Raw genomic sequence first — 26,400 nt, 5'->3', positions numbered from 1 at the left:
AAAATTTAAACAATGAAAAAAATAATTTTCGCTATCATATTAACTTCTTTTACTTCGTTTCTTTATGCACAGGTTCTTATTACAAACGGAACTCCTAGCAATCCTACTCCAAATCCGAATGCTCTGCTGGAAATTTATTCTAAAAATAACAATAAAGGACTTTTAATGCCCAAGGTTTCGTTGATAACCACTGACAATCCGAGCCCTTTTCCAAGTCATATTACCGGAATGACGGTGTATAATACAAATACCACTACTGCAACCACGCTTACGAGTGTTACTCCCGGGATTTATTATAATGACGGAAGTTCATGGAATAAAATGGAAGTACAAATACCTACTATGGGAGACATAAAATACAGCAACGTAGCGACAGATCATGACGGATGGTATCTCTTAAACGGAAGAGCAGTTTCTACCTTGTCTGCAACTGCACAGTCTGCCGCGTCTTCATTAGGCTTTACAGCTTCACTTCCCGACAGTTCAGACAGGTATTTAAAAGCTAAATCTGCTTCGGAAACATTAGGAGCAACAGGCGGAAATACGGCTGTTACTCTTACACAGGCCAATCTTCCGAATATTACTTATAATGCGACAACTTCAAACACCGGAGCGCACAGCCATACCTATAACGACAGGGCAAGCGGAATAGTAAACAGTGTTGAAGCCGGAAATACTAAAACGGTGGTAGACAACGATGCCACGACATCTACAACTTCATCTGCAGGAGCTCATACCCATACATTCTCAATTTCTACAGGCGGATCGGGTACTCCCCTTAATCTGCAGCCAAAATATTTATCTGCCTATATTTTTGTTTATTTAGGACAGTAAAAATAATCTGAAAGCAACAGTAACAAACTGTTTTCTATTACTTGAAAGACAAGGTATTTTTAATCCTAAAAAATTTTAATATAACTTTAACATTTAAGAAATAAAAATATGTATCCCAGCGTAATCACCTGTAAATATTGAAAATATAGCTTTTTCAATCCCTAACCAGTGAATCAAATTACTGCATCTCTGCGCTTTATATATTTTTAAAAACAAATTTTTTGTATATTTGCAAACGTATTTTGTTAACAACAAAGTTTATTATTGTTAAAAACACAACTATAAATTGAAATTTTAATTAAATTAATAAAACAAATGTTGTTTTGAAAATAAAAAACAAATAGTTCATTCATAAATCTTGAAGATTATAAATGAATTTATTTATAACATAAAAACACACAAAAGAAACCTTAATTAATTTTATTGATAAAAAGTTTATCAATATTAAAAACACAAAAAAATTATTTCTAATGAACAAAATTATCACTCTAATTTTGGTAATGTTTTCTTACAGCATTACCGCACAAGTTGGTATAAATACAAGTTCACCTGATCCCAGCTCTTCTTTAGACATTACAAGCAGTTCAAAAGGTCTGTTACTGCCGAGAATCAGCAACCTTTCACTGGTTACTAATCCTGCAACGGGCTTGGTTATTTTTGATACCAATAAAAAGTGTATAAGCCAAAACGTTGGTACTCCTGCCACTCCGGACTGGGTATGTCTTTCACCTTATTCGGCGAGATTTTTCTACATGCCGAGTGTGGTTTTCGACACTACCACTATTGCGTCAGGACAGACGAAAGATTTGTATACACTGTATAAAAATCAGTTTTCGAATATCCCTACAAATGCGAGAAGTACCTCTGCGCCTGCAACAATTCCTTTTTTCCCTAACGCAACGGATCTTTATTATTATGTAACAGGGTATGATTCTACTGTATTCAGAATTAACAGCATCAGCAATACAGGGGTTTTAAACTATGATGTACTGGCAAATGCAACGCCTGCTTCTTTTATTAACATTGTTTTTGTCGTAAAATAAGTAAACATCATGAAAAAGAATTTCACAGGGTTGTCTTTGATGAGCCTTATCTTTACCTTGCTTACAAATTTCATGTTTGCACAGACAGACAGTACAGAAGTTGCCAGTATTTATGGATTTTACTCCTATTCCAGTTCATTAATGAATGCTTCATCGGCATCTGAACTTACCATACAGGGAAGCGCCTCTCATACCGCAACAGGAGTACAGCTTACACCGGCAAGTTCCAGCCAGTTCGGAGGATTGTTTATTAACGGCAGAACATTTACTTCGGTGAATGGTTTACATGTAGAATTCGAATACGACATGAAATCCGGCGCTCCGTTCAGCGGAACCTATGGAGACGGGTTATCTTTTTTTCTGTATGACGGATCTGTTACCACTCCTACAATCGGTGCTCCCGGTGCTGGTTTAGGATATGCATATAACAGAGCAAAAAACGATTTTTCTTCGTTTAGAAAAACGGGTTTGTCAGGAGCATATCTCGGAATCGCTCTGGATGAATTCGGAAATTTTAAATCTAAACGTTTTCAGGGAGAATCGAGAGTAAACGGTATTGCCGGAGTTACATGGAGCCAGGGGGCAAGCCATGTTACTTTAAGGGGAGCAAAAGGAGCTGTCATCAATACCAATGGTTTGGGAGACGGATATACAGGATATCCTGTTTTAGTAACAAGATCCACACTAAGTAACACAGGAACGGTAGGAAGAATACTACAGACAGACAGATCATATGCCACAACCACTAATACCCTGTCTTCTGTATTTGATTTGAGAAATGGAAACGGCGAATTCAGAAAAGTGCTTCTTGATCTGATTCCTCATTTTGTAACGGCAACTACTACAGACGGCTTTGATATCAAAGTCGATATTCAGACCACACAAAACGGAACACCCATTAATATCATTGATTATTTTCATTATAAAACGTCAATTCCGTACAGCGAAAATGCGAACCCGGCTGTAACCGACTTTAACAGTTCAGATACTGAGGGCGCGGCTACAAACCAGACTTTAAATGCTACAGTACCTTCATTTTTAAAACTGGGGTTTGCTGCTTCAACAGGAGCTGCTTACCAACAGCATATTATCCGAAATGTAAAACTAACATTGCCTTATTCTGCTGTTGCCAATGATGATGCAGCTACCACATGTAAACTCCAGCCGGTCTCAATCCCGGTTTTGGATAATGATATTGCATACAAAGGTCCTATTAGTATTACAACTCCGCCTACAGGAAATAAAAATAATATTGATATAACGACATTCAGCTTTACAAAAACAGGGGATACCGACCTTACTTTATACCGAAGAAAGGTAACTCCTGAAGGAACATGGAGCTATAATAAAAGTACCGGAATAGTTACATTTACTCCATCAAGCGGATTTACAGGAACAGCAACAATGACATACACGATAAAAGGAAAAACGCTTAAAGATTCTAATGGCAATATTGTGGAGCCTTATGGTGATACCGCCTACAGATCTGTTCCGGCAACTATTACAGTTACATTAAAAACAACGGGATGTGTTTATTCTGTAGTATCGAATAAAATGGTGACACAGGGAGTACAGTAAAAACCTTACCAATTATATAATCCGACAAACCACAGAAAATTTTCTGTGGTTTTATTTTTATCTTTGTTTTACATATTAATTCTAAAAATATTCAGATATGAAATTCGGACAAGTTGAAGATCCTTCAAAGATAGATTTTACGTTACCAAAAGACCATCCAAGAACCAAAGAAATTTTGAGCAGGAATAAAAGCGGACTGGAAAACATTTCCATAGGATGCGCAAAATGGAATAAAACAGACCTTAAAGGATTTTATCCCAAGGGTACAAAAGACGAACTTACGTACTATGCAACTCAGTTTAATTCTATTGAACTGAATGCAACTTTTTACGGTATGCCAACTCCGGAACAAGTGCAGACATGGAAAGAAAAAACTCCGGCTGATTTTAAATTTTTTCCAAAAATCACGAATACGGTGTCTCATTTCAGAAGACTTTTAAATATTGATGATGTGGTAACACAGTTCGCTACAGCCGTTTTAAATTTTGATGAAAAACTGGGAATGGTTTTCCTTCAGCTTCATGATAATTTTAAACCAAAAGATTATGAAAGACTGGAAAAATTTGTAAAAAACTGGCCAAAGGAAGTTCCTCTTGCAATCGAACTGAGAAATACAGACTGGTTTACAGATGAAGAGATCCTTAATAAAACATGTGACTTATTCGAAGAAAACAATATCACCAATATTATTGTAGATACGGCAGGAAGAAGAGATATGCTGCATATGCGCCTCACTACACCCAATGCATTCATTCGTTATGTGGGAGCTAACGCAGAAAGTGATTATGACAGACTGGACGACTGGATGCGACATCTTACCCGATGGAAAGAGGAAGGTTTGCAGAATCTGTACTTTTTTGTTCATCAGAATATTGAAAAAGCATCTCCCCTGCTTTCCGCTTATTTCATTAAAAAAGTGAATGAGGAGTGGAAACAAGACATTCACATCCCAAAAATGGCAACCGAAAGTACAGGAACTTTATTTTAAAGTTTAACAGATTTTAATTTTATTCACTAATAAGTGGGATAATTGATAATAAAAAGTACACTTTCACTATAAATAATTCACTTTTTTGTCTGTAAAAAAAATTACTCTAAAAGCTTCATTCATATTGTTATAATTAGTAAATTAGAAAGAAGAGATTCTATATTATCAAATCACAATAAAAACCAATAACAGTATGGAAAAGGAAATTTGTACAATAAGTATAACGAGTAACTGGCTCGGAGACGAATATACTTTTTATGAAGACGAAAAAATAAAAAGAACTTATGACAACAACAGCTTAAGTTCCGACGTTACAGAATGGCTTGAACCTAAACAGATCAGTAAGCAGAATAAAGACAAGCTGATTAAAAACTGTCCGGAAGAGCACAAAGAAAGAATTATGATTATTTTAGACTATCCCTAAATCTTTTAAAATGCATTAAAAAGTCCCAATCTTTACTAAAGCCTGGGATTTTTTATTTTCTTTTTCGCAGCAAAAGCATGATGTTGAGAAACAAAAGCAGAAAATCTAAGGTGATCCAGATTCCGAGCTTCACATTTTCATGGTTGTACGTATCAATCTGCTTTTTTGCCAGATCCGAAAGTTTTGAACTCTGAATAATATAATTCTGAACTTCAATGATCTGATCTATATTTTTATTCGGAACCGAATTCTGAGAAAAATAAACAAGATTCTTTTTACCCAGATATCCTACCACCCAATATTCATCAGATTTATCCATCTTCAGATATTCTATCCTGTAATACTCCGGGCGGATTTTTCCGAGATGCTTTGTTTCTATTACTTTGCCGGCTTCAGCATCATTTAAGGTGAGTACATAAAAATCCAGTGGCTGCGGAAGTTTGTTGATAACCTGAAGCGCAACCGAATTTTCCACAATGCCTATGGTACTTTTCTTAATAAACCAGTAGGTGAAAATTGAAAATGAAAAAATAATCGTAACGATACGGAATAATTTTGCCCATTCTGCGCCTTTCCCTTTCTTCAGTTTAGAAAGAAGGAGAGAAAAAACAGAAGCCCAGAAGATAACCAGAACAATAAATACCATACTGCAAAGATACTTATTTAAAGACTTTTAAAAGAATACTAATCGACATTCCACTCTTTGTAGAACTGATCGAGAAATTTCAGCATAAAATCGTGTCTTTCGGCAGCAATTTCTTTTCCTTTTTCCGTATTCATGAGATCTTTCAGCAGCAAAAGCTTTTCGTAGAAATGGTTGATGGTTGTTCCGTTGGATTTTTTATACTCTTCTTTAGACATATTGAGTTTAGGCTCTACATGAGGATCATACATCGGATTATTTTTAAAGCCTCCGAAATTGAATGTTCTTCCGATACCAATGGCTCCGATGGCATCAATCCGGTCTGCATCCTGAAGAATTTTCAGTTCAACAGGAAGATTTTTGGGAACTTCTCCCCTGTTTTTAAAGGAAATATTTTTAATAATGAACAAAACCTGCTCAATTAGTTCTTCTCCTGCGTTCTGGCTTTCGAGAAATTCACGGGAAACTTTCAAAGCAAGCGTTTCATCGCCGTTATGAAATTTGGGATCGGCTATATCGTGAAGCAAAGCTGCCAGTTCTACCACTTCCTGATTACAATTTTCGGTTTCAGCAATTTTTTTGGATAATTTCCATACTCTTTCGATATGAAACCAGTCGTGTCCCGCTTCTGCGCCTTCCAGCTTTTCTTTTACAAATTCTACCGTGTTTTCAATCAGATTCTTCATTATATCAATCATTTTAAATATTTGGCGACCAACACGTCAGAAAGAAAAAAGATTCGTTACGGAATTTCATTTAAAATAATATTCCACAGTTTCTTATTATAACTTCTGAAAAAATTGATGTGTCCTATTTCACCTTTTTCCGATTCAGAAGTTTTCACAAGTCTGTATGTAGGCCGGAGATTAGGATAGGTATCATTCATAAGACTTTTCACGCCTTTTTCTGTGAGCCAGGCATCATCTTCAGCACGAATAACAAATACCTTTTGTCTTAAACTTTTAGAATAATCATCAATTTTTTCCAGTAAACCGTTGGTCGATTTTCTGTTTAAAATTAAGGTTCTCCAGTCATATGCGCAATTTTTCGGGAGACTTTCTCCGAGTCCGAACCAATTTCCGGGGAAGTAGCCTAATAATGCGGTAGTTAGAGGCTGGGCAATTCCAAAACCAAGATAAGCTTCTATTTTTGTTTTGAATTTTAAATGTCCCACAAAAGCATTTTGGGTTCCCACGAAGAAAAATTCTTCAAAAATATCAGCATCTTTATTCATTCCTAAAATTAAAGCACCTACAGAATGTCCCAGACAATATTTCTGATAATCATTAAAATTTTTCTGAATATAATCTGTAACTGCTTTAAAATCTTCCGAACCCCAGATTCTCATGGAAGCATGAAATCCTCTCATATTTTCAGGTTTTGAAAGCCCGATTCCACGATAATCGTAAGTGATGACCGTAAATCCGTTTTCGGAAAAAAATTTGGCAAAGGAAAAATAAATCTGTTGTTTTACTCCGGTTGCAGAGTTGATAAGCAATAGTTTATGATTGCTTTTTTCAGGCAAAAACAGATGGGCAGCTATTGAAACATTATCAGATGTAGTAAACGTAAGCTCTTTCATGGTAAAAGAAAAAATCCACTATAAAAGTGGAAATTTTACTTTATATTTTATGTTAAGTTTAAAACTTTCGATATGTAGCAAATAGCTTATGAAATAAAATCTGAAAGTCTGGGAAGACAGCATTGAGAACCTTTTGATTCAGAAACTCTTGCCGAAACTTCATTCCCGAATTTCACACACTCTTCTATAGAATTTTTGTGGCACAAAGCAATAGAAAATCCTACCGTAAAAGCATCTCCCATTCCCATTTTATAAGCAGTTTTATCCTTGTCGTTTCTGCAGTATTTCATTTCTGTACCGTCAAAATAGATGGTAGAATTAATGTCGTCTCGTACAAAAACTTTATTAAAATATTTTTTAAGAATTTCTTCTCTCTGCTCTTCTCCGAAAACGATATGCAGTTCATTGCTTTTTACCACAAGGAAATCTACATTATTTAGAATTTCATCGCTCAGACGCTGTGCAGGCGAAGCATACATACCTACTTTTTTACCATATTTCTTGGCTTTTTTTACGGTATACTCAATCACTTTCATAGAAACTTCAAGCTGAAGAAGAACCAGATCTGCCGTATGAAAATATTTATCTGCCGCTTCCACATGTTCTACACTAAGATAGTTATTGGCTGCAGGAACCACAACAATTGCCGCGTTTCCGTCTGAGGTAGTTACATAAGCTGTACCGGTTGACTCACGATCTGTTTCGAAGACAAAGCCTACATTCACATTTTCGTTCACCATATTTCTCATGATCTGCTGACCAAGCGGATCCATTCCCACACAGCCTACAAAGTAGACGCTTGCTCCCAAACGCGCTGCACCAACTGCCTGATTGGCTCCTTTCCCGCCAAAATAACTTTCGGATTTTCGGGCAATAACCGTCTCGTTCTCACAGGGAACTTTTTCGGTTTCTAAAACAAGATCAATCGAAGAGCTTCCTACAACGATAATTCTTGGCTGTTCTGAGGAAAAATTCATTAGTGTTTCTTAATGGTTTAATATTCCGTGATTTGTACAAATTTATAATATGAAATTAGAATTTCAAAAAAAAATACTGACTATTAACTAATTTCAATAAATTCTGTGATGATTTTTACAGGATTGCTATTTTTATCGCACGCGATGTAACTTGCATAAAAACCTTCACCATATCCTGTTTCAAAAGCAAAAATAGTTCCCGGATGGTTTTCAGACGGTTTTAAAAAAGCAAACTGGTCAATCGCTCCTTTTTCATCAAAGAAATATTCATGAAAAAATTCTTCATAAATCCCCATAAAATCGACTCCTTTGCTGTGATACAGTCTTTGTTCGAGATCATTAAGATTATTCTGTGTATCCACATCCATAAAGCAGCCCATCCCGCTTTCTACAGGATATCCGAAAACTTCTCCTTCCTCAAGATCTTTAATATTCTGCCCTTCTGTCGTTGCCAGTTTCCAGTCTGTGATTTCTGACTGGCTAAAAATAATTTCGGCATACGCCACACAATTGCTTTCCCTTTCTTTATGCAGTAAAACCGAAAAATCTCCCTTCGGAAAGGTTATGGAGAAAGGTTTCATGTCATTTGTAATCAGAGGATCACAGGCAACAAGTTTTCCGCTGGAAAGATAAATTTTCCCAACTTCAAAGCTTTCCAGCAAGGGACTTTCTACGAAGTTTTTGGAGAACAGTTTTTTGATGTTTTCTATGTGTGTCATGTCATATTTAAGCTAAGATTAAGGTTAAGGCTAAGCTCTAGACTCTGCCTTAACCTAAACCTTATTATTATAAACTTTTCAGCTTCTCTTCCAAAATTGCAATTTTGTCAAGAGCGTCTTTTTGCTTTTTTCGTTCCGTCTCAACAACTTCAGGTTTTGCGTTGGCAACAAATTTTTCATTGGAAAGCTTTTTATCTACAGAGATCAAAAATCCTTTCAGATACTTTAATTCTTCTTCTGTTTTCGTTTTCTCTTCTCCCAAATCTAAGTTTTCACTTAATGGAATTGAAATTTCTGTTGCACCTACCAAAAATGTAAAGCTCGGCTTATCCGTTTTTGTTCCGAAATGAATTTCTGAAACATTGGCTAATTTCTTAATCACTGATTCGTTAGGAAATTCTGAAGCATTGGTATATACTTCTACAGGATCTTTAGGTGAAACACCTTTAGTTGTCTGACGGTAATTTCTAACGCCTGAAATAATTTCTGAAGCAAATTCAAACTTTCGAATTATTTCTTCATCAAATTCACCTGCTTTTTTCTGCTGCGCGATAACCAACGCTTCCTCTGCTTTTCTTTCAGAAATTAATTGCCAGATTTCTTCTGACTGGAAAGGTAAAAACGGATGAACCTGCTTCATTAGTTCTTCAAAAAGCTCAACTGTTTTGTTATAAACATCTTTTGAAATACCTTCACCGTAATTTGGTTTGATTGATTCAAGATAATAACCACAGAAATCATCCCAAATTAATTTATAAATCAAATGCAAAGCATCAGAAATTCTGAACTTTTCAAACTGATCGTTGATCTCAGCAATTGTTTTATTTAATTTATTTTCAAACCATTCAATTGCCTGAAGTTCTGTTGAATTGGCAGGCTTATCTTCATGGTTCCACATATTGATCAATCGGAAAGCACTCCAGATCTTTGACATGAAGTTTCTTCCCTGAAGCATCAAATCTTCATCAAAAAGAAGGTCGTTTCCGGCTGCAGAACTTAATAAAATTCCTACACGAACTCCGTCTGCTCCATATTTATCCATTAATTCCAGCGGATCCGGTGAATTTCCTAAAGATTTAGACATCTTTCTTCGCTGCTTATCTCTTACAATTCCCGTGAAATAAACATTTTTAAACGGAACTTCTTTTCTGTATTCCAACCCTGCCATAATCATTCTTGCCACCCAGAAGAAAATAATATCCGGACCTGTTACCAGATCTGAAGTGGGGTAATAATAATTGATGTCTTTATTTTCAGGATCAAGCAACCCATCGAAAACCGACATTGGCCACAACCATGATGAGAACCATGTATCAAGAGCGTCTTCGTCTTGTTTTAAATTTTGAGTTTCGAGTTCAGGGTTTTGAGTTTTATCTTTGGCTAATGCCAAAGCTTCTTCGATGGTCTCTGCAACAACGAAATCATTTTCTCCTTCACCATAATAAAAAGCAGGAATTTGCTGTCCCCACCAAAGCTGTCGGGAAATATTCCAGTCGCGGATGTTTTCCATCCAGTGTTTGTAGGTATTTTTAAACTTTTCAGGATAAAATTTAACCTCATCATCCATCACAACATCCAAAGCAGGTTTTGCAATTTCAGACATTTTCAGGAACCACTGTACAGAAACTTTAGGTTCAATTACCGCACCGGTTCTTTCTGAAGTTCCTACTTTATTTACGTAATCTTCTGCTTTCAGCAAAAGATCTTTTTCTTCCAGTTCTTTCGCAATCTGCTTTCTTACGTCGAATCTGTTTTTTCCGGCGTAGTGTAAACCGTGATCGTTCAGATTTCCGTCATCATCCAAAGCATCAATCATCTGAAGATTGTGTTTTTGTCCGATTTCGTAATCATTGATGTCGTGAGCAGGCGTAATTTTCAAAGCACCTGTTCCGAATTCGATATCTACATATTCGTCCTCAATGATCGGAATTACTCTGTTAACGATTGGTACGATTACTTTTTTACCTTTTAAATGAGCGTATCTCTCATCATTAGGATTGATACACACTGCAGTATCCCCGAAAATAGTTTCCGGACGCGTTGTCGCTACTGACAAATATTCATCGGTATCTGAGCCTGTCGAAGATTCAATTTTATATTTCAGGAAATATAATTTTCCGTTCTGTTCTTTAAAGATTACTTCTTCATCAGAAATGTTGGTTTTTGCTTCGGGATCCCAGTTTACCATTCTGTACCCACGGTAAATCAATCCTTTATTGTAAAGATCAACAAAAGATTTAATTACCTGTTGAGAAAGTTTCGGCTCCATGGTAAAACGGGTTCTGTCCCAGTCGCATGAACATCCTAATTTTTTAAGCTGCTCAAGGATTGTTCCTCCGTATTTATCGGTCCATTCCCACGCGTGCTTTAAAAACTCTTCTCTTGTAATATCAGATTTATTGACTCCTTCAGACTTCAGTTTAGCAACCACTTTAGCTTCTGTAGCAATAGAAGCGTGATCTGTTCCCGGAACCCAACAAGCATTAAAGCCCTGCATTCTTGCACGACGGACCAGAACATCCTGAATGGTATTGTTAAGCATATGCCCCATGTGCAAAATCCCCGTAACGTTTGGCGGAGGAATTACAACAGTGTAAGGCGGCTTGTCATTGGGTTCTGAATGGAAGTATTTATTTTCCAACCAGTAATTGTACCACTTTTGTTCTGTTTCCTGTGGATTGTACTTTTCTGAAATCTGCATAAATTCTTTTACTTTAATTTACAATTTGCAAAAATAGTCTAAAGAAAAATATTTTAAGTATGAATTAAAATAATTTTTAACTTTGTTTCTCAAAATTTATCTAACAACATATTTAATATTCAAGAATATGAAAAAATTAATCGCAGGAATTGCATTATTCGGAACCTTCGCTCTTGCATCTGCACAAACGATTACGTTTGACAAAACTACTTTCGACTACGGAAATGTAAAACCAGGTTCAGACGGCATCAGGTTTTTCACGGTAACCAATACAGGAGACAAGCCTCTTATCTTATCGAATGTAAAAGCATCTTGCGGATGTACAACGCCTGAGTTCAGCCAGGATCCGATTCTGCCGGGAAAATCAGCTAAAATAAAGGTAGGATACAATACCGGAATTAACGGTGGTTTCAACAAAATGATTGAAGTATTTTCTAACGATCCTGTAAACAGCAGAAGCGTAATCTACATTAAAGGAAACGTAGATCCAAATGCTCCGGATCCAAAACCATTGACTCCTGAGGAATTGAAGGCTAAAGCTAAAGAAGAGAAAGCTGCGGCTAAAGCTGCAAAGAAGGAAGCAAAAAAAGCGGCTAAAGCTGCTGCTAAAACTGCTGCATAATGGTAAAATCTTTACTAAAATAAATGAAACCGTCTCATGGAGGCGGTTTTTTTATTACATTTATATTAGGTTAGTTGATGGTTAGCGATTTTAACTATGGATTGTGACCAAAATTAATCTTTAATCTTTTAATAATTTAAAATAAACATGGACACTAACTTTTCAGACGATTTTTTGGTAAAAGGAAAATTTTCCATTAAAAAAGCTTCAACGGAGTACAAAGGAAAACTTACCAAAGAAGAAGGGGAACAATTATTATTTAACGAAAAAGAAAAGCTTCGTGAGCTTCAGGAGAAATTGTATTCCGATGGAAGCCAGTCTCTCTTAGTGGTACTTCAGGCGATGGATGCCGCGGGAAAAGACAGCATGATTGAGCATGTTTTCGGGGGAGTAAATCCGCAAGGCTGTAATGTAACGAGCTTCAAAACTCCCACTTCGAAAGAATATGCCCATGATTTTTTATGGAGACATTATTTAGCACTACCCCAAAAAGGGATGATCGGAATTTTTAACCGTTCTCATTACGAAAGTGTATTGGTCTGCAAAGTTCATCCTGAATATAATTTAAGCGAAAAAACATGGAAATCTGTTAAGGATTTTGATGATAAATTCTGGGAAAACCGCTATGAAAGCATAAGAAATTTTGAAAAACATCTTGCCCAAAACGGAACGACCGTTATAAAAATATTCCTGAATGTTTCTAAAGACGAGCAAAAGAAAAGACTTCTGGACAGAATTAACGAACAGGAAAAAAACTGGAAATTTTCCGCCGCGGATCTTCCGGAGAGAGCTTTATTCGAAAAATATATGGAATGCTATGAAACGGCAATCAATGAGACTTCAAAAGATTACGCGCCATGGTATGTTCTTCCTGCTGACAACAAATGGTTTGCAAGAGTTGCCGCGATACAGATTATTATTGATGCTTTGGAAAAAATGAATCTGCAGTATCCTAAATTGTCTGAAGAGGATCGTAAAGATTTAGAAGAAGCAAAAAAACAACTGGAAAGCGAGAAATAAGTAAGAATGGAAGATGGGAGCCTGAAGATGGAGGTTTAAATGATTGCGTTAAAGACTTCCTTCTTCCAGCCTCTAACTTCCAACTCTTAAAAAACCACGAGAAAATCTATAAGCCGGATTTTGTTCTTCCGAAGAAGTGCCTGTTATTTATCTGCATCTTACATTGCTGCAAAACTTTAGCTGATTACCCCTCGGCTTTCAGAGCGAGCAACTCCTATTTTCATTGCTGAAAAGAACCGATATACTTATCATTGCACCACAAAGAGTTTACCTGATTTCACTACAGCCGAACTGTACATCCTTTCTGTTGCACTTGTCCTACCCTCGCGGGTGACGGATGTTATCCGCTTTGCTGCTCTACGGTGTCCGGACTTTCCTACCTCCCGTGAAACGGGAAATCAACAAGCCGATTTTCTCGTGGCTGCAAAGATAGCAAAATGTGAATTAAATCCACATTTTGTGGATTGTGAATTGTCAATTAAATTCATTCTCAATTTATAAAGCATTGAAATCACTTTAATGAAAAGAAAAAATTCACCATTCAATTACGAAGTAAAATTGACAATTGACTAATAATTATTATCTTCGTGCTACAAAAATTAAACATCCCAATTGGCTTCAAAGGAAAAGGAATTTGCGCAGCTTATTAAGGATAATCAGGGTCTGATTATTAAGGTTTCGCGTCTTTACACCAATTCTTTGGAGGACGAGGAAGATCTTTTTCAGGAAATTGTGTTACAATTGTGGAGAAGTTATGACTCATTTAAAGGAAATTCCAAAATTTCTACGTGGATGTACCGTGTTGCTTTAAATACCGCTATCACCCTTTTCAGAAAAAAAAGCAAAAGTTTACAGACTAATGAACTGGACATCAACCATGCAGATTTTGTGGAAGATGATGACGAAAAACAGCAACAGGTATCACTTTTGTATACAGTAATCAAAACCCTTCCCAATGTGGAAAGAGCAATCGTGATGATGTATCTGGATGATTTGCCTTATAAGGATATTGCAGAAAACCTCGGTATTACCGAAGTAAATGCGCGTGTGAAAATGAACAGATTAAAGAAAACCCTTAAAGAACAGATGGAAAAATATGCCTGAATTTGATTTAGACAGCTTTAAGAAAACATGGCAGGAACAGCCTGTTCAGGAAAAATACAATAACAATGAGATTCTTCAGATGCTCAACAAAAAATCACGAAATTATGTGAAGTATATTTTCTGGATCAGTGTTTTCGAGTTTTTATTCTTTACATTAATAGGATTATTCTACATCATTCAGGGAAAGGAATCCAACTCTTTCATTAATATTCTTACAAAGCTGGGCGTACAGAAAACTTCGGAATTAGAAAATACGTTCGACAATATTTATCTCGTATTAAAAGTTTTAAGTTTAGCCATTACAGCTTATTTTGTTCTTAAATTTTATCAGAATTATAAGGTTATAAAAATTGAGGAAAATCTTAAAAAGTTTATTCTTAAGATCATTAAATTTAAGAAGACAGTTAATGCCTTTATTTTAATTAATATCGCATTATTAATCACTTTTACCTCTATTTTCACAATCTTTGTTTTTTATATTTTAAATACTCAGAATGTAGAAATTACCAATTCTACGCTAGTAGGATTTGTAGCAGGTATTATCATAAGTACTGTTTTTACAGTAATAATGGTATGGCTGTATTACAGGGTTGTTTATGGAATTATCATCAAAAAGCTTGATAAGAATTTAACTCAGCTGAAAGAAATCGATTCGCAGGAAATTTAAACTGAAAACTGCAGGAATTTAAGATATTATTGTTAATTTTATTTAACCAAATCTTTTATTCTATGCAAATATCCTATGTTCATGGCGCTTCCGACATTTCTTTATTGGGTGAAACCATCGGAAATAACCTGAAACACACGGTTGAAAAATTTCCTAATCACGAAGCATTAATCTGTGTACATCAAAATTACCGCGCTACCTATCAGGAATTTTACAATCAGACAACAGCGGTTGCAAAAGCACTGATTTTTCTGGGAGCAAAATCCGGAGACCGCATCGGAATCTGGTCTACCAACCGTTACGAATGGGTTCTTTTACAATATGCAACCGCAAGAATCGGAGTTATTTTAGTCAATATCAATCCCGCTTACAGAACCAGTGAACTGATCTTTGTGATCAATCAGTCTGAAATGTCCCATATTTTTTCATCTCTGGCTTTCAAATCCAGCGATTATAAACAGATGATTGCGGATGCAAGAGAGTTTTGTGTCACCTTAAAATCTGAAGTTTTCTTTGATGATAGCTGGGAAGAGTTTTTAAATAACGGACAGCATATTTCTGATGATACACTCCACAGTTTTGAGGAGCATGTTCAGTTTGACGATCCTGTGAATATTCAATATACTTCAGGAACAACGGGTTTTCCGAAAGGAGTTACGCTTTCTCATCATAATATTTTAAATAACGGATATTTTATCGGAATTCGGTTAAAGTATACTGAAAAAGACAGGGTCTGCATTCCTGTTCCTTTTTATCACTGTTTCGGAATGGTAATCGGAAACATCTGCTGTACTTCTCACGGAGCCTGTATGGTAATTCCGAATGACAGTTTTGATCCTGAAATCACTTTGAAAGTTGTTTCTGACGAAAAATGCACCTCGCTTTACGGAGTTCCGACTATGTTTATTGCAGAATTAGCCGTAAAAAATTTCGAAACCTTTGATTTTTCAAGTTTAAGAACAGGCGTAATGGCGGGCTCAGTATGCCCTCCGGAAATTATGAAAAAGGTGGAAAGTCTCATGAATATTAAAGAAATGAGCATCTGCTACGGAATGACAGAAACCTCCCCTGTTTCTACGCAAACTCTTATCGGAACCCCATTTGAAAAGCAGGTGAATACGGTAGGAACGGTTCAGGATCATCTGGAAATAAAAATCATTGATGAAAACGGAAAAATCGTTGCGCGCGGCGAACACGGGGAACTGTGTACAAGAGGATATTCTGTAATGCTGAAATACTGGAACGATCCCGAAAACACCAGAAAAGTTCTTGACGAAGGAAGATGGATGCATACCGGAGATATGGCAGTAATGGATGAAGAAGGCTATATTACCATTTCCGGAAGGATTAAAGACCTGATTATCCGTGGTGGTGAAAATATTTCTCCGAAAGAAATTGAAGACTTTTTGTACACGTATCCGAATATTCTTGATGTTCAGATCATCGGAGTTCCGAGCGAGAAATTCGGAGAAGAAGTTATGGCATGGGTGAAAGTGAGAAAAGGTTTTCAGGTAACAGAAGAAGAACTTTTAGAGTATTGCAGAGGCAGAATCGCCCATTATAAAGTTCCAAAGTACTGGAAGTTTGTGGATGAATTCCCGATGACGATTTCCGGAAAAGTACGAAAAGTGGAAATGCGGGAAGTTTCTGTAAAGGAATTGGGATTAGATAAGGCAAAGATTTAAAGATCTTGTCATTTGTAGCGAAGAATCCACTTTACAAATGGAGATTCTTTCAACTTCGTTCGAATCTTTTCAGGCTGTTTCAGAATGAGATACAACTTTATGGATAATTAAAAAACAATAAAAAAAGCAGTTCGATTTGAACTGCTTTTCTATTTTATAATTCTTTTCTTAATCTCGCTACCGGAATATTAAGCTGTTCGCGGTATTTTGCGATCGTTCTTCTGGCGATATTGTAGCCCTGCTCTTTCAGAATAACCACTAAAGCATCATCCGTTAGAGGTTTTCTCTTATTTTCTTTGCTGATCACTTCCTGAAGATGCATTTTGATTTCTTTTGTAGAAACTTCCTCTCCGTCATCATTCGTTAAACTATCCGAGAACAGATCTTTAAGGTAAATAATTCCGTTCGGTGTATCGGCGTATTTGCTTTTTACCACTCTTGAAATTGTTGATATATCGAAGCCTGTGATATCGGCAATATCTTTAAGAATCATGGGTCTCAAAGATTTTTCATCTCCCGTAAGGAAATAGTCTTTCTGAAATTTCACAATCGCAGTAATGGTTTGCAATAATGTATTCTGGCGCTGATTAATTGCATCAATATACCATTTTGCAGCGTCTAATTTCTGCTTGATGAACAAAGCCGCCTGTTTGTGTTCTGCAGAATTCTTATCGTGAGAATAAGTAGATAAAATATCTTTGTATTCTTCAGAAACTCTTAAAGTAGGTGCGTTTTTGCTGTTCAGCATCGGAATAACCTGTCCGTCTTTCACCTGAATTACAAAATCCGGAATAATTTCCTGATTAATGGTAATGGTTTGCGTATCAAAGTTACCCCCCACTTTTGGAGATAATTTTGAAATTTCATCCAGAGCGTCTCTCAGATCTTCCTCCTCGATATCATACTTCTGAATGATCTTGTTATAGTGTTTGTTGGTAAGTGCATCAAACTGATGTCTCAGAATACTGGCAGCCAGAGAAACCGCTTTATCTGAGCTTACTTTTTTCTCAATCTGCAGCAAAAGACATTCCTGAAGACCTCTTGCTCCCACACCGGGTGGATCAAGTTTCTGTACATAGTTTTCCAGAATATCTTCTACATTTTCTCTCGTTGTATAAATTCCCTGAGAAAATGCAAGGTCATCAACAATAGATTTTATTTCCCTTCTCAAATATCCGTCTGTATCGAGATTTCCGATAAGATATTCCGCAATCTTCAGATCTTCTTTGTTAATATTGGCAAGATTAATCTGTTCCATCAGATAATCATACAAAGACTGCCCTTCTGTCAGAAGACTTTCGTTATCAAATTCCTCATCGTCTGAGGAATAGTTGCTGGATGCTGTTTTATAACTTGGTTCGTCGTCGTAAAGATATTGGTCTACATCAAAATCCGTTTCAATACTTTCCGTTCCTTCTGTTTCATACGTATCTTCGAGAGAAGAATAATCATCTTCCTTAGATTCTTCTTTTGCGATCTCCAATGCCGGATTTTCTTCTAACTCCCTCTCAAGTTCCTCTTCAAACTCCAGTGTATGAAGCTGGATCAACTTCATTAACTGGATTTGCTGGGGAGCCAGCTTTTGTCCTAATTTGAGTTGTAAGTGTTGTTTTAGCATATTACTAGTTGGTGTTTTAACATAACATATTTTACGAATTTAATACTTTTTTTTGATAAAATTAAATTTTAGCACGATTTTTGTATTCAATTATGTATAATAAGCTATTTAAAATAAACAAAAAAAGCCCTGAACAATGATTTTCAGGGCTTTTTTATTCTTATATCTCCAGATTTTCAGGATCTCTTCTGTTATCCCAAAACGCCAGAATTTCAATAACATCTTTATTAACCCGATAATAAAGGGAAAAATTTTTATCAATTAAAACATATTTAACATCATCAATTTCAGAGGGTGAACCTATATTCGGATTTTCGGAAATAAGTTTTTCTTTTTTCTCAACTTCTTTTCTTAGCTTTTTTGAATATGTTTGGGAAGAATTATGAGCAATCCAATATTTTAATGTGTCAGCAAAAGATAACAATGCCTGACGAGTCCATTTTATTTGAAACATTGATCCAAAATTTCTTTAGCATCTTCTTTACTAACAAAATCTCCTTTATCAGCCTCATCTATACCCTTTAGCAATTGTTTCTTCTGCCACTCTGTAAGATTTTCTTCTTTATCAATTTCAAAATTAATTTTCAGCTCTTTCAGAAGGGCTTTCAGAAGATTGATCTGATTTTCGTTTTCTGTATGTATGGTAATTGTACTCATCATCATTATTTTAAGTAAAGTTAATAAAAAAATCCTTCCGATGTTCTCAGAAGGATTTCTATATTTTTTATTAAAAAATTAGAACTCAGCATTTTTAGGTGTTCTCGGAAAAGGAATTACATCTCTGATGTTCGTCATTCCTGTTACGAAAAGAACCAGTCTCTCCAATCCCAGACCAAATCCTGCGTGCGGAACAGAACCAAATTTTCTTGTATCTAAATACCACCACAATTCGTGTTCATCAACGTGCATTTCTGTCATTTTCTGCTTCAAAACATCTAATCTCGCTTCTCTTTCAGAACCTCCGATGATTTCTCCGATTCCCGGGAAAAGAACGTCCATCGCAGCAACTGTTTTTCCGTCTTCATTCAACTTCATGTAGAATGCTTTGATCTCTTTTGGATAATCAAACAGAACTACCGGACTTTCGAAATGCTTTTCAACCAGATATCTTTCGTGCTCAGACTGAAGATCGGTTCCCCAGTTTTCAACCGGATACTGGAATTTTCCTTTCTTATTTTCTTTTGAGTTCATTAAGATCTCGATAGCTTCTGTATAAGAAACTCTCTTGAAACGTTTCGCAATTACATTTTCAAGCTTTTCGATAAGACCTTCTTTTGCTCTGTCTTTTTCAGCCTTGGATTTTTGCTCTTCTTCAAAACGTTTGTCTAAGAACTCAAGATCGTCTTTGCAGTGATCCAGTACATATTTAATTACATATTTTAAGAAATCTTCTGCAAGATCAATGTTATCCTCAAGGTTGTTAAAAGCCACTTCTGGCTCAATCATCCAGAATTCTGCAAGGTGTCGTGTTGTGTTTGAATTTTCTGCACGAAAAGTAGGTCCGAAAGTATAAATTCTTCCCAATCCCATCGCCGCAGTCTCTCCTTCAAGCTGTCCGGAAACCGTTAAATTTGTTTTTCTTCCGAAGAAATCCTGAGAAAAATCGATATCTCCCTGCTCATCTCTTGGAATATTATTTAAATCAAAGTTCGTTACCCCGAACATTTCTCCGGCTCCTTCTGCATCAGCTCCCGTAATGACCGGTGTGTTGATGTAAAAAAACTGATTCTGGTTAAAGAAAGAATGTACCGCAAAACTCACCGCATGACGCACTCTGAAAACTGCTCCGAATAAGTTGGTTCTGAATCTTAAATGCGCCTGATCCCTCAAAGTTTCCAATGAGTGTTTTTTAGGCTGAAGAATCGTTTTGTCTCTTTCTTCCGTGAAGTTATCTCCTAAAATGGTAATTTTTTTAGCTAAAATCTCAACAGCCTGTCCTGCTCCCTGACTTTCCACCACTTCTCCTACAATTTTAAGGGAAGAAGCTGTACTGATTTTGCTGATAATCTCTTCGTCGAAATTTTCAAAATCAACAACAATCTGCAAATTATTAATCGTAGAACCATCATTAAGCGCAATGAAGCGATTCGCACGGAACGTTCTTACCCAACCGTAAACCGTAATGTCATGATGTAATACTTTTTTGTAATCCTGTAGGATTTCCTTAATTGTCTGCTTTTTCATTTGTTGATTAAAATTTTTCTGTAAAAATTAATGTCTGCAAAGTTACAAAAAAACAGCGCAATTTGAGGATTACACTGTTTTAATTCAATTCATTTATCAATTAATTACTCAAAAAATTATGCTTTAAATAAGAATCAATTAAAGAAAATCGTTTTTTTTCTCTGTTTTCCTTTCCTAATTTTCCATGCATGATAAGAACTCGGAACATCATATTGCCATTTGGGAAGAATCAAAATAATTAAAATTACGTCAATATGCGAAATAAATCCCAAAATAACGGTAAGATAAAAAGCCCAACCTGCCTGTTGAAAACCAATTAAACAGGTAAAAGCGATCAGCAAACTCAGTCCCCACATTTTTGATAAAAAAGCGTGAGTACAGGTCTCTTTCCCGAATTTTAGCCAGCTCATTATATAGCAAAGTGCTTCCATTACGAAAATTAGAGCAACCCCTTTCCATTCGTTTTTTATTAATTCGGCATTTAAAAAGTAAGAAGCAAATCCAAGAGATAGCCAGAATATCAAATCGGTCTGACTGTCTAATCTTCTAAGTTTTTCGGAAGAGACACCGACTTTTCGGGCAATAATTCCGTCGAAAATATCGGTTAATAAACCAAAATACATTAAGCTTAAAATTAAAAACCGGGATTCTGCGCCTTTGAAATAAGCTAATAGAAGGATGATTGGAGCCAAACAAAATCTTGTGGCGATTAATAGATAGGGTATTGTTTTCATTTCAATTGTTTTTTTAAGATTTAAAAGACTAAATTAAATCCCAAAGAAAATCTGAAACCTGAAGTAGAAAAATACTTATAAGGTTCGTATTCAATATTATAACCCGATTCAGCAGCAATAAAATGGTAAAAAACTATTCCAAATTTTGGTGATACCGCATATGGAGTAATTCCGGCACCGGTATATAAATTGGTAATTATACTTTTTTCTTTGAAATCTGCAACTTTGTAAAAATAATCCAGTTCCGGAATAACAATAAATTTTCTTTCCGATGTATCCCACCAATTGAAATGCCCTCTTAAACTCACATAATTATTTTCATTAAGAGGAATTTTAGGACCGAAAGAAAGAAAAGATTTATCATTCATGATGGTTAATTCGAGACGAGTGCAAATAATTGATCCTATAATTGCCCAGTCTTTTTTGTTGCCGATTTGTGCGTTTACAAAACTGCAAAAAGACAGCGCAATGATTAATAACAAATTTTTCATGATTGCTTATTTTAAAAATTACACCTCAAAGCTATACTTGAAAAGCTGTTTCATAAATGCGAAAAAAAATTAAAATAAATCTCTACATTTGTGAAAATCGCAAAAACCATGTATCAGGAACGTTTGCTTAAAGAAATCCGAAAAAAGATTGGCGAAAAATCTCTGAATGACGAAATTGCCAACATTCTCAATATCAGCTACGATGCGGCACACCGAAGAACTTCCCTGAAAGCAAAATTCAGTTTAGAGGAAGCTCTGGAACTGGCAAAATATTTTCAGATTTCTCTGGATCAGTTTCAGACTTCTGACCGGCAGATTATAGTAAGAAAAACAAGTGTTGTTACGGAAACAGAAGATTTAAAATCATTTTTCCAGAACAATCTCAATGTGTTTGAAAATCTTCCTCTTTCAAAAGGAATGACGATCTATTATTCGGCGAAAGACATTCCGTTTTTTTACACACTTTCAGATTCGATGCTTTCCCGTTTTAAAGTATATGTATGGATGAATCTCCTTAATTCCAAACAGGTTTTCATTCCTTTTCTGCAGTTTTCGCCTCCCGATTTTAAACTTGATACGAAAGAACTCAGGAAGAAATATGAGGAACAGAATGTTATTGAGTTATGGAATAACAGCACCATTTCGAGCATCCTACAGCAAATTTTGTTTTATTCTGAAACGGGACACCTGAAACAGAGTGAGGCTCGGATTATTTTAAATGAATTAACGGAACTTATACAGTATATTGAGGAAAAAACAGAAAACAATCTTAAATTTCAATTATATGAAAATGAACTGATGCATCTTTCCAATGACATCTTTTTTCATCATCCTCAACTGTCACTGTTTGCTATTCCGACCAATATGTTTGGTTATATTCTGATTAACGATGAAAAGACGTGTACCGAAACACTGAATTATTTTGAACATCAGATAAAAAATTCAAAATCGATGAATACTTCGGGAAACCGGGACCGAAAAATATTTTTTAACCGAATGTATACTCAGATTGAGGATTTGAAAAAGAAACTGAATACTAAAATGTAAGCAGCAAAATTATTTGTAAAATTATTCGTCTTTCTTGGAAGGAACCAAGAAAACATCAATAAGACCTTCCGGAAGCTGCATTTTGATGAATCTTTCATCTCTGTTCACTTCTAAGATCCAGTCTTTGATGATAGGGATTACCACTTCTTTTCCATCGAGATTGGTAATAAAGTAAACCTGCGCTGTCTGATCGTTTACAGAACGGATCACTCCACAGTCGTTATCATTTTCATCATGGATATTGTACCCGATGATTTCATGGTAATAAAATTGCTTTCCGGTAAGTTTTGGTAAACTTGAGAGAGGAAGATAGACGTTTTTCCCCAATGATTGATCCACTAAAGCTTCCGAGGAATTTTTAAAGGCAATATTAAGAGCATCCAATTTACTCCATGATGATTTTTCAATAAAAAAAGGAACCAATAATCCGTTGATTTCAACGAATATTGATTCCAGTTTATTGTAAAGCTCGGGTTGATCGGTATCCAGTTTAAGGATAACGTTTCCCGCAAGTCCGTGTCTGCGCGTGATTTTTCCTAATAAATAGCAATCTTCTTTACGCATACCGGATTTTTCTTAAGCTTCAGTATTTTCTTCTGTAGATTCAGCAGCAGCTTCTCCTTCTGTAGTTTCTTCAGCAGGTGCATTTGTTGCAGCTTCTTCAGCAGCTTTAGCGTCCGCTTCAGCCTGTGCAGCAGCCGCCAATCTAGCTTCATTTACTTTTACTTCAGCTTCTAAAGCAGCTTTCTTAGCATCAGATTTAGCAGTAGCCAAACCGTCTACTTTACCTTGTACTTTAGCTTCTTTAGCTTCTACCCAAGCATTGAATCTTTTTTCAGCTTCAGCCTCATCAAAAGCTCCTTTAGCAACACCACCTTGTAAGTGTTTTTTGTAAAGCGCTCCTTTGTAAGAAAGAATAGCTCTTGCAGTATCAGTTGGCTGAGCACCGTTGTTTAACCACTTCACAGCAGAATCAACGTTCAAATCGATAGTTGCAGGGTTTGTAATTGGGTTGTATGTTCCTAGTTTCTCGATGAATTTACCATCTCTTCTTGCTCTAGAATCTGCAACCACGATGTGGAAAAAAGGTCTTCCTTTAGATCCGTGTCTTTGTAATCTGATTTTTACTGACATAATGTTTGAATTTTACGGGAACTCGTCCCAGTTAAATATTTAAGAGTGCAAAGATAATAAAAAAGTTCAAAGTAAAAAGCTTCCGGTAAAAAGTTTTGTAAATTCTCTTTTTGGGGAGCCGGGAACCTGCTCTCACTACTCGCTTTTTCCTTAGATTCCGGCGCGGCTTCGCCGCGCCGAAATCCAAGGAAAAGAGCTCAGACATGCCGTTCGATCAGGGCTATTTAGTCCAAATTACCCATGTAGAACAACCCAAGACATTTTTGATTTTCCTCAATCGTTAAAGACTCTTTTAAATGATCTACAATTTTCGGGGAACTCCAGTAACATCCGATATTATTTGCTGTACAGGTAAGATACATATTCTGAACCGCCATAGAAACTGCGGCAATTTCTTCCCATTCCGGAACCATTCCGCTGAAATTAACAACAATGGAGACTACGGTATCTGCTTTATTGATTTTAAAACCGATATCATTATATTTTTTTTCTAAAAAAAGATGTTCAGGTTGGGTAAATTTGTAAATCGACTGCATTTCTAAAGCCAGTTTTGCTTTTTCCTCTCCTCTGAATATTTTCAAACGCCAGGGTTTTGTACGTTTATGATTGGGAGCTAACGTTGCCGAATGTAAAATTTCGTCGAGAATTTCCTGTGAAATTTCTGTATCTGAATAATCTTTTGGAAATATGCTTCTTCTCTGCTCTATGATTTCTTTTAAAACTTCTGCTTTATTCATGAGCGTAAAATTACGAAAAAGTTGATGGCTGGCTGTTGATAGCTGATAGTTTTTAGTTATTGATAATTTAGATTATCCGTTTATTTTAAAAGTTTGTTTGTCATTCTAACGAATATTCAACGTTAATATCACCAAAGTAAAATCTTCACTCCGCTACGCTCCATTCAGAATGACAGCCCGTGCTTAGTTTGAAAAATTCATCATTCATCATTCATCATTCATCATTCATCATTCATCATTCATCATTTATAAAAATTAAAGTACCTCAACAATTTTCTGATGGATTTTATTGAGCGTAAATTCATCTCCGGGTTTCATGCCCATCATTTTCTTTGCCATCGGACTTTCAGATGAAATAGCGTAAAAGCGGTCTCCTTCGAAGAAAAATTCACCTAAAGAAACTGAAATATAAAACCGTGCCTTATTGGTAATGACCAGAGAACCCAGCTGAACTCTTTCGGTAGAATTATTCAGGACTTTAGCCATATTTCTCCTGAGATCATTTAATGCGCCCAACTGACGCTGCATCTGGTAGATTTCTTCCTGCATTTCCTCGCGCATGCTGTCATATTTCGGAGTTTTTTTTATATCACGGCTTGCTTCCTGAGTAAATTCAATAAAGTTTTTAAGTTTCTCAATTTTTTCGGCTATTACGTTCTTCACATAATTTCTTATGTTATTTTTCTCAAATACGGTCTTCTCCATGAATCAAATCTTTATATAAAGATAATATTTTTTCAATAATTCTTATTCGGCTTAACATAAAATAACAATTCCAAATATGGTACTGAAATTTTAAAATAATTTCTACATTTGTTTTTTAACAAATAAAACTAAAAATACCATGTTTAAAGCACCATTTTCTTTCGAGGGAAGAATCAGAAGAACAGAGTATGGACTATCCTATCTTATCTATTTAGTATTTTCTGTTCCCTTCAATCTTTATTTTAATATTAATAATAACGAAGATCCTCCAGGAGTTCTTCTTATTATCTTTTTACTATTGCTTATTCCTCTAGTGTGGTTTATGTTAGCACAAGGAGCAAAAAGATGTCACGACAGAGGAAATTCAGGATGGTTTCAGATTATTCCTTTTTATTCACTCTGGATGTTATTTGCGGATAGTGACCATGGTCCGAATGAATACGGTCCCAATCCGAAGGGTGAAGGAAATTACAATTCTATCAATGAAATAGGTCAAAAAGAATATTAAGAATAAAGCCTTGTGAAAATTTCACAAGGCTTTAATTTATTTTTGGCTTAAACAAATTCTTTATTTCTCTACTAATTTCTTCAGATTATTCAGACCTTCTTCGTAGGATTTTCCCATTTGGTAATCCATCATCGGGCGCATTATTTTCATCATCGGATCTTGCTCCGTATCCATCGTCCACGTTACTTTTGTACCATTTCCTTCTGGAGATAAAGTAATTTCTGAGGTTGCCTGTCCCGCAAAAGGTCTTTCAAAAATCATTTCAGTTTTTTGTTTCTGGTTTTCAACTAGCTCTTTTATTTCCTGACATCCTGCTCCTGCATCATCATTTTTGCTGTCCCAACAATATTTATCTCCCACCTGTCCTTCATTTCCGGAGTATGTAAGTTTCATATTCGGATCCAGCCTCATCCACGGATTCCACTGGTTGAATGCTTTTGTGGAACTGATCTGTTTCCAGACTTTTTCTTTCGGAGCGTTCATCACCATAGATTTTTCATAATGATAATTGTTGCCGAAAGCCAAAATGGCAACTACAGCGTAAACTGCAATTAACAAAATAATGATTCCAAGAGCCTTTAAAAATGTTTTCATCGTTATATTATTTTAGGAGTTTATAATTTTATCTTAATAAGACTTTAGTTAACTGTCAAAA

At 35.8% G+C, this 26,400-nt stretch carries 29 protein-coding genes and 1 other RNA gene; 12 read left to right on the top strand and 18 right to left on the bottom strand.

From position 1 onward, the window contains the following. Positions 1–12 precede the first annotated feature (12 nt). From WFH39_RS18390 to WFH39_RS18370, 5 genes are all read left to right on the top strand, one after another. Complete coding sequence (locus tag WFH39_RS18390; protein WP_336690945.1) at positions 13–834, top strand: hypothetical protein; 822 nt, start codon at positions 13–15, stop codon at positions 832–834. A 470-nt stretch (positions 835–1,304) separates the two neighbouring features. Further along, complete coding sequence (locus WFH39_RS18385; protein WP_214590655.1) at positions 1,305–1,877, top strand: hypothetical protein; 573 nt, start codon at positions 1,305–1,307, stop codon at positions 1,875–1,877. Between the two features lie 9 nt (positions 1,878–1,886). Beyond that, on the top strand, positions 1,887–3,455 hold the full coding sequence (locus WFH39_RS18380) for a hypothetical protein (RefSeq protein ID WP_336690944.1): 1,569 nt from the start codon (positions 1,887–1,889) through the stop codon (positions 3,453–3,455). A 97-nt stretch (positions 3,456–3,552) separates the two neighbouring features. Continuing rightward, positions 3,553–4,443: a DUF72 domain-containing protein gene (locus WFH39_RS18375; protein ID WP_214590657.1), complete on the top strand. Its 891-nt coding sequence runs from the start codon at positions 3,553–3,555 to the stop codon at positions 4,441–4,443. Positions 4,444–4,636: 193 nt separating this feature from the next. After that, the gene (locus WFH39_RS18370) at positions 4,637–4,867 is read left to right on the top strand and encodes a hypothetical protein (protein WP_235129828.1); all 231 of its coding nucleotides are present in this window, start codon (positions 4,637–4,639) and stop codon (positions 4,865–4,867) included. 52 nt (positions 4,868–4,919) lie between these two features. Here the strand turns inward: WFH39_RS18370 and WFH39_RS18365 are convergent, their stop codons facing one another. From WFH39_RS18365 to WFH39_RS18340, 6 genes are all read right to left on the bottom strand, one after another. Then, on the bottom strand, positions 4,920–5,513 hold the full coding sequence (locus WFH39_RS18365) for a hypothetical protein (protein ID WP_214590659.1): 594 nt from the start codon (positions 5,511–5,513) through the stop codon (positions 4,920–4,922). A gap of 38 nt (positions 5,514–5,551) precedes the next feature. Next, positions 5,552–6,196 (bottom strand): HD domain-containing protein, encoded by a 645-nt coding sequence (locus WFH39_RS18360; RefSeq protein WP_336690943.1) that lies wholly within the window; start codon positions 6,194–6,196, stop codon positions 5,552–5,554. Between the two features lie 56 nt (positions 6,197–6,252). Beyond that, positions 6,253–7,092: an alpha/beta hydrolase family protein gene (locus WFH39_RS18355; protein ID WP_336690942.1), complete on the bottom strand. Its 840-nt coding sequence runs from the start codon at positions 7,090–7,092 to the stop codon at positions 6,253–6,255. An 86-nt stretch (positions 7,093–7,178) separates the two neighbouring features. Next, the gene (locus WFH39_RS18350) at positions 7,179–8,069 is read right to left on the bottom strand and encodes a PfkB family carbohydrate kinase (RefSeq protein WP_235129825.1); all 891 of its coding nucleotides are present in this window, start codon (positions 8,067–8,069) and stop codon (positions 7,179–7,181) included. An 83-nt stretch (positions 8,070–8,152) separates the two neighbouring features. After that, a complete protein-coding gene (locus WFH39_RS18345) occupies positions 8,153–8,788 on the bottom strand; it encodes a DUF4241 domain-containing protein (protein ID WP_336690941.1) in 636 nt (211 codons plus the stop codon). Between the two features lie 67 nt (positions 8,789–8,855). Then, positions 8,856–11,489 carry a valine--tRNA ligase gene (locus tag WFH39_RS18340; RefSeq protein ID WP_336690940.1) on the bottom strand — a complete coding sequence of 878 codons (2,634 nt, stop codon included), beginning with the start codon at positions 11,487–11,489 and terminating at the stop codon, positions 8,856–8,858. A 127-nt stretch (positions 11,490–11,616) separates the two neighbouring features. Between WFH39_RS18340 and WFH39_RS18335 the strand changes: the two genes are divergently transcribed. Beyond that, positions 11,617–12,111: a DUF1573 domain-containing protein gene (locus WFH39_RS18335; RefSeq protein ID WP_214590665.1), complete on the top strand. Its 495-nt coding sequence runs from the start codon at positions 11,617–11,619 to the stop codon at positions 12,109–12,111. A gap of 147 nt (positions 12,112–12,258) precedes the next feature. Continuing rightward, on the top strand, positions 12,259–13,131 hold the full coding sequence (locus tag WFH39_RS18330; protein WP_336690939.1) for a polyphosphate kinase 2 family protein: 873 nt from the start codon (positions 12,259–12,261) through the stop codon (positions 13,129–13,131). 93 nt (positions 13,132–13,224) lie between these two features. On the opposite strand, the gene rnpB is transcribed toward WFH39_RS18330, so the two are convergent. Beyond that, positions 13,225–13,549: RNase P RNA component class A (gene rnpB, locus WFH39_RS18325), an RNA gene on the bottom strand. A gap of 194 nt (positions 13,550–13,743) precedes the next feature. Between rnpB and WFH39_RS18320 the strand changes: the two genes are divergently transcribed. From WFH39_RS18320 to WFH39_RS18310, 3 genes are all read left to right on the top strand, one after another. Further along, positions 13,744–14,235 (top strand): RNA polymerase sigma factor, encoded by a 492-nt coding sequence (locus tag WFH39_RS18320; RefSeq protein ID WP_076396001.1) that lies wholly within the window; start codon positions 13,744–13,746, stop codon positions 14,233–14,235. Further along, positions 14,228–14,902, top strand: a complete 675-nt coding sequence (locus WFH39_RS18315; RefSeq protein WP_336690938.1) for a beta-carotene 15,15'-monooxygenase — start codon at positions 14,228–14,230, stop codon at positions 14,900–14,902. Before WFH39_RS18320 ends, WFH39_RS18315 begins: the two co-directional genes overlap by 8 nt. Before the next feature lie 62 nt (positions 14,903–14,964). Continuing rightward, positions 14,965–16,587 (top strand): AMP-binding protein, encoded by a 1,623-nt coding sequence (locus WFH39_RS18310; RefSeq protein ID WP_336690937.1) that lies wholly within the window; start codon positions 14,965–14,967, stop codon positions 16,585–16,587. Positions 16,588–16,741: 154 nt separating this feature from the next. Here the strand turns inward: WFH39_RS18310 and rpoN are convergent, their stop codons facing one another. The 6 genes from rpoN to WFH39_RS18280 form a co-directional block, all read right to left on the bottom strand. Then, complete coding sequence (rpoN, locus tag WFH39_RS18305; protein WP_235129818.1) at positions 16,742–18,205, bottom strand: RNA polymerase factor sigma-54; 1,464 nt, start codon at positions 18,203–18,205, stop codon at positions 16,742–16,744. A 160-nt stretch (positions 18,206–18,365) separates the two neighbouring features. Continuing rightward, positions 18,366–18,659, bottom strand: a complete 294-nt coding sequence (locus WFH39_RS18300) for a type II toxin-antitoxin system RelE/ParE family toxin (protein ID WP_336690936.1) — start codon at positions 18,657–18,659, stop codon at positions 18,366–18,368. Further along, entirely contained in the window at positions 18,647–18,862 is a 216-nt protein-coding gene (locus tag WFH39_RS18295) for a DUF2683 family protein (protein ID WP_336690935.1), read from the bottom strand. Before WFH39_RS18295 ends, WFH39_RS18300 begins: the two co-directional genes overlap by 13 nt. 78 nt (positions 18,863–18,940) lie before the next feature. Next, positions 18,941–20,389: an asparagine--tRNA ligase gene (asnS, locus tag WFH39_RS18290; RefSeq protein ID WP_336690934.1), complete on the bottom strand. Its 1,449-nt coding sequence runs from the start codon at positions 20,387–20,389 to the stop codon at positions 18,941–18,943. A gap of 134 nt (positions 20,390–20,523) precedes the next feature. Next, on the bottom strand, positions 20,524–21,123 hold the full coding sequence (locus tag WFH39_RS18285; RefSeq protein WP_336690933.1) for a CDP-alcohol phosphatidyltransferase family protein: 600 nt from the start codon (positions 21,121–21,123) through the stop codon (positions 20,524–20,526). A gap of 20 nt (positions 21,124–21,143) precedes the next feature. Continuing rightward, positions 21,144–21,614 (bottom strand): hypothetical protein, encoded by a 471-nt coding sequence (locus WFH39_RS18280; protein WP_336690932.1) that lies wholly within the window; start codon positions 21,612–21,614, stop codon positions 21,144–21,146. Between the two features lie 90 nt (positions 21,615–21,704). Between WFH39_RS18280 and WFH39_RS18275 the strand changes: the two genes are divergently transcribed. Further along, complete coding sequence (locus WFH39_RS18275; protein WP_336690931.1) at positions 21,705–22,661, top strand: XRE family transcriptional regulator; 957 nt, start codon at positions 21,705–21,707, stop codon at positions 22,659–22,661. Positions 22,662–22,682: 21 nt separating this feature from the next. On the opposite strand, the gene rimM is transcribed toward WFH39_RS18275, so the two are convergent. The 4 genes from rimM to WFH39_RS18255 form a co-directional block, all read right to left on the bottom strand. After that, positions 22,683–23,225 (bottom strand): ribosome maturation factor RimM, encoded by a 543-nt coding sequence (gene rimM / locus WFH39_RS18270; protein WP_235129813.1) that lies wholly within the window; start codon positions 23,223–23,225, stop codon positions 22,683–22,685. A 12-nt stretch (positions 23,226–23,237) separates the two neighbouring features. Then, entirely contained in the window at positions 23,238–23,795 is a 558-nt protein-coding gene (locus WFH39_RS18265) for a 30S ribosomal protein S16 (protein WP_336690930.1), read from the bottom strand. Positions 23,796–24,019: 224 nt separating this feature from the next. Then, positions 24,020–24,532 (bottom strand): nitroreductase family protein, encoded by a 513-nt coding sequence (locus WFH39_RS18260; RefSeq protein WP_336690929.1) that lies wholly within the window; start codon positions 24,530–24,532, stop codon positions 24,020–24,022. 255 nt (positions 24,533–24,787) lie between these two features. Then, positions 24,788–25,237: a hypothetical protein gene (locus WFH39_RS18255; protein WP_214590678.1), complete on the bottom strand. Its 450-nt coding sequence runs from the start codon at positions 25,235–25,237 to the stop codon at positions 24,788–24,790. A gap of 139 nt (positions 25,238–25,376) precedes the next feature. Between WFH39_RS18255 and WFH39_RS18250 the strand changes: the two genes are divergently transcribed. Next, entirely contained in the window at positions 25,377–25,745 is a 369-nt protein-coding gene (locus WFH39_RS18250) for a DUF805 domain-containing protein (RefSeq protein WP_336690928.1), read from the top strand. 60 nt (positions 25,746–25,805) lie between these two features. On the opposite strand, the gene WFH39_RS18245 is transcribed toward WFH39_RS18250, so the two are convergent. Beyond that, positions 25,806–26,339 carry an SRPBCC family protein gene (locus WFH39_RS18245; protein WP_336690927.1) on the bottom strand — a complete coding sequence of 178 codons (534 nt, stop codon included), beginning with the start codon at positions 26,337–26,339 and terminating at the stop codon, positions 25,806–25,808. Between the last annotated feature and the right edge of the window lie 61 nt (positions 26,340–26,400).

The sequence above is a fragment of the Chryseobacterium sp. MMO-72 genome (assembly GCF_037146035.1).
Lineage (GTDB): Bacteria > Bacteroidota > Bacteroidia > Flavobacteriales > Weeksellaceae > Chryseobacterium > Chryseobacterium indicum.
This window is presented reverse-complemented; position numbering and strand designations above follow the sequence as displayed.

Coding starts and splice junctions, on each gene's coding strand:
- WFH39_RS18330 (WP_336690939.1), top strand. CDS start 12,259: ATGGACACTAACTTTTCAGACGATTTTTTGGTAAAAGGAAAATTTTCC.
- WFH39_RS18350 (WP_235129825.1), bottom strand. CDS start 8,069: ATGAATTTTTCCTCAGAACAGCCAAGAATTATCGTTGTAGGAAGCTCT.
- WFH39_RS18310 (WP_336690937.1), top strand. CDS start 14,965: ATGCAAATATCCTATGTTCATGGCGCTTCCGACATTTCTTTATTGGGT.
- WFH39_RS18340 (WP_336690940.1), bottom strand. CDS start 11,489: ATGCAGATTTCAGAAAAGTACAATCCACAGGAAACAGAACAAAAGTGG.
- rpoN (WP_235129818.1), bottom strand. CDS start 18,205: ATGCTAAAACAACACTTACAACTCAAATTAGGACAAAAGCTGGCTCCC.
- WFH39_RS18250 (WP_336690928.1), top strand. CDS start 25,377: ATGTTTAAAGCACCATTTTCTTTCGAGGGAAGAATCAGAAGAACAGAG.
- WFH39_RS18280 (WP_336690932.1), bottom strand. CDS start 21,614: ATGAAAAATTTGTTATTAATCATTGCGCTGTCTTTTTGCAGTTTTGTA.
- WFH39_RS18245 (WP_336690927.1), bottom strand. CDS start 26,339: ATGAAAACATTTTTAAAGGCTCTTGGAATCATTATTTTGTTAATTGCA.
- asnS (WP_336690934.1), bottom strand. CDS start 20,389: ATGAAAAAGCAGACAATTAAGGAAATCCTACAGGATTACAAAAAAGTA.
- WFH39_RS18285 (WP_336690933.1), bottom strand. CDS start 21,123: ATGAAAACAATACCCTATCTATTAATCGCCACAAGATTTTGTTTGGCT.
- WFH39_RS18370 (WP_235129828.1), top strand. CDS start 4,637: ATGGAAAAGGAAATTTGTACAATAAGTATAACGAGTAACTGGCTCGGA.
- WFH39_RS18380 (WP_336690944.1), top strand. CDS start 1,887: ATGAAAAAGAATTTCACAGGGTTGTCTTTGATGAGCCTTATCTTTACC.
- WFH39_RS18315 (WP_336690938.1), top strand. CDS start 14,228: ATGCCTGAATTTGATTTAGACAGCTTTAAGAAAACATGGCAGGAACAG.
- WFH39_RS18335 (WP_214590665.1), top strand. CDS start 11,617: ATGAAAAAATTAATCGCAGGAATTGCATTATTCGGAACCTTCGCTCTT.
- WFH39_RS18360 (WP_336690943.1), bottom strand. CDS start 6,196: ATGAAGAATCTGATTGAAAACACGGTAGAATTTGTAAAAGAAAAGCTG.
- WFH39_RS18385 (WP_214590655.1), top strand. CDS start 1,305: ATGAACAAAATTATCACTCTAATTTTGGTAATGTTTTCTTACAGCATT.
- WFH39_RS18255 (WP_214590678.1), bottom strand. CDS start 25,237: ATGGAGAAGACCGTATTTGAGAAAAATAACATAAGAAATTATGTGAAG.
- WFH39_RS18355 (WP_336690942.1), bottom strand. CDS start 7,092: ATGAAAGAGCTTACGTTTACTACATCTGATAATGTTTCAATAGCTGCC.
- WFH39_RS18300 (WP_336690936.1), bottom strand. CDS start 18,659: ATGTTTCAAATAAAATGGACTCGTCAGGCATTGTTATCTTTTGCTGAC.
- WFH39_RS18345 (WP_336690941.1), bottom strand. CDS start 8,788: ATGACACACATAGAAAACATCAAAAAACTGTTCTCCAAAAACTTCGTA.
- WFH39_RS18265 (WP_336690930.1), bottom strand. CDS start 23,795: ATGTCAGTAAAAATCAGATTACAAAGACACGGATCTAAAGGAAGACCT.
- rimM (WP_235129813.1), bottom strand. CDS start 23,225: ATGCGTAAAGAAGATTGCTATTTATTAGGAAAAATCACGCGCAGACAC.
- WFH39_RS18375 (WP_214590657.1), top strand. CDS start 3,553: ATGAAATTCGGACAAGTTGAAGATCCTTCAAAGATAGATTTTACGTTA.
- WFH39_RS18390 (WP_336690945.1), top strand. CDS start 13: ATGAAAAAAATAATTTTCGCTATCATATTAACTTCTTTTACTTCGTTT.
- WFH39_RS18295 (WP_336690935.1), bottom strand. CDS start 18,862: ATGAGTACAATTACCATACATACAGAAAACGAAAATCAGATCAATCTT.
- WFH39_RS18260 (WP_336690929.1), bottom strand. CDS start 24,532: ATGAATAAAGCAGAAGTTTTAAAAGAAATCATAGAGCAGAGAAGAAGC.
- WFH39_RS18365 (WP_214590659.1), bottom strand. CDS start 5,513: ATGGTATTTATTGTTCTGGTTATCTTCTGGGCTTCTGTTTTTTCTCTC.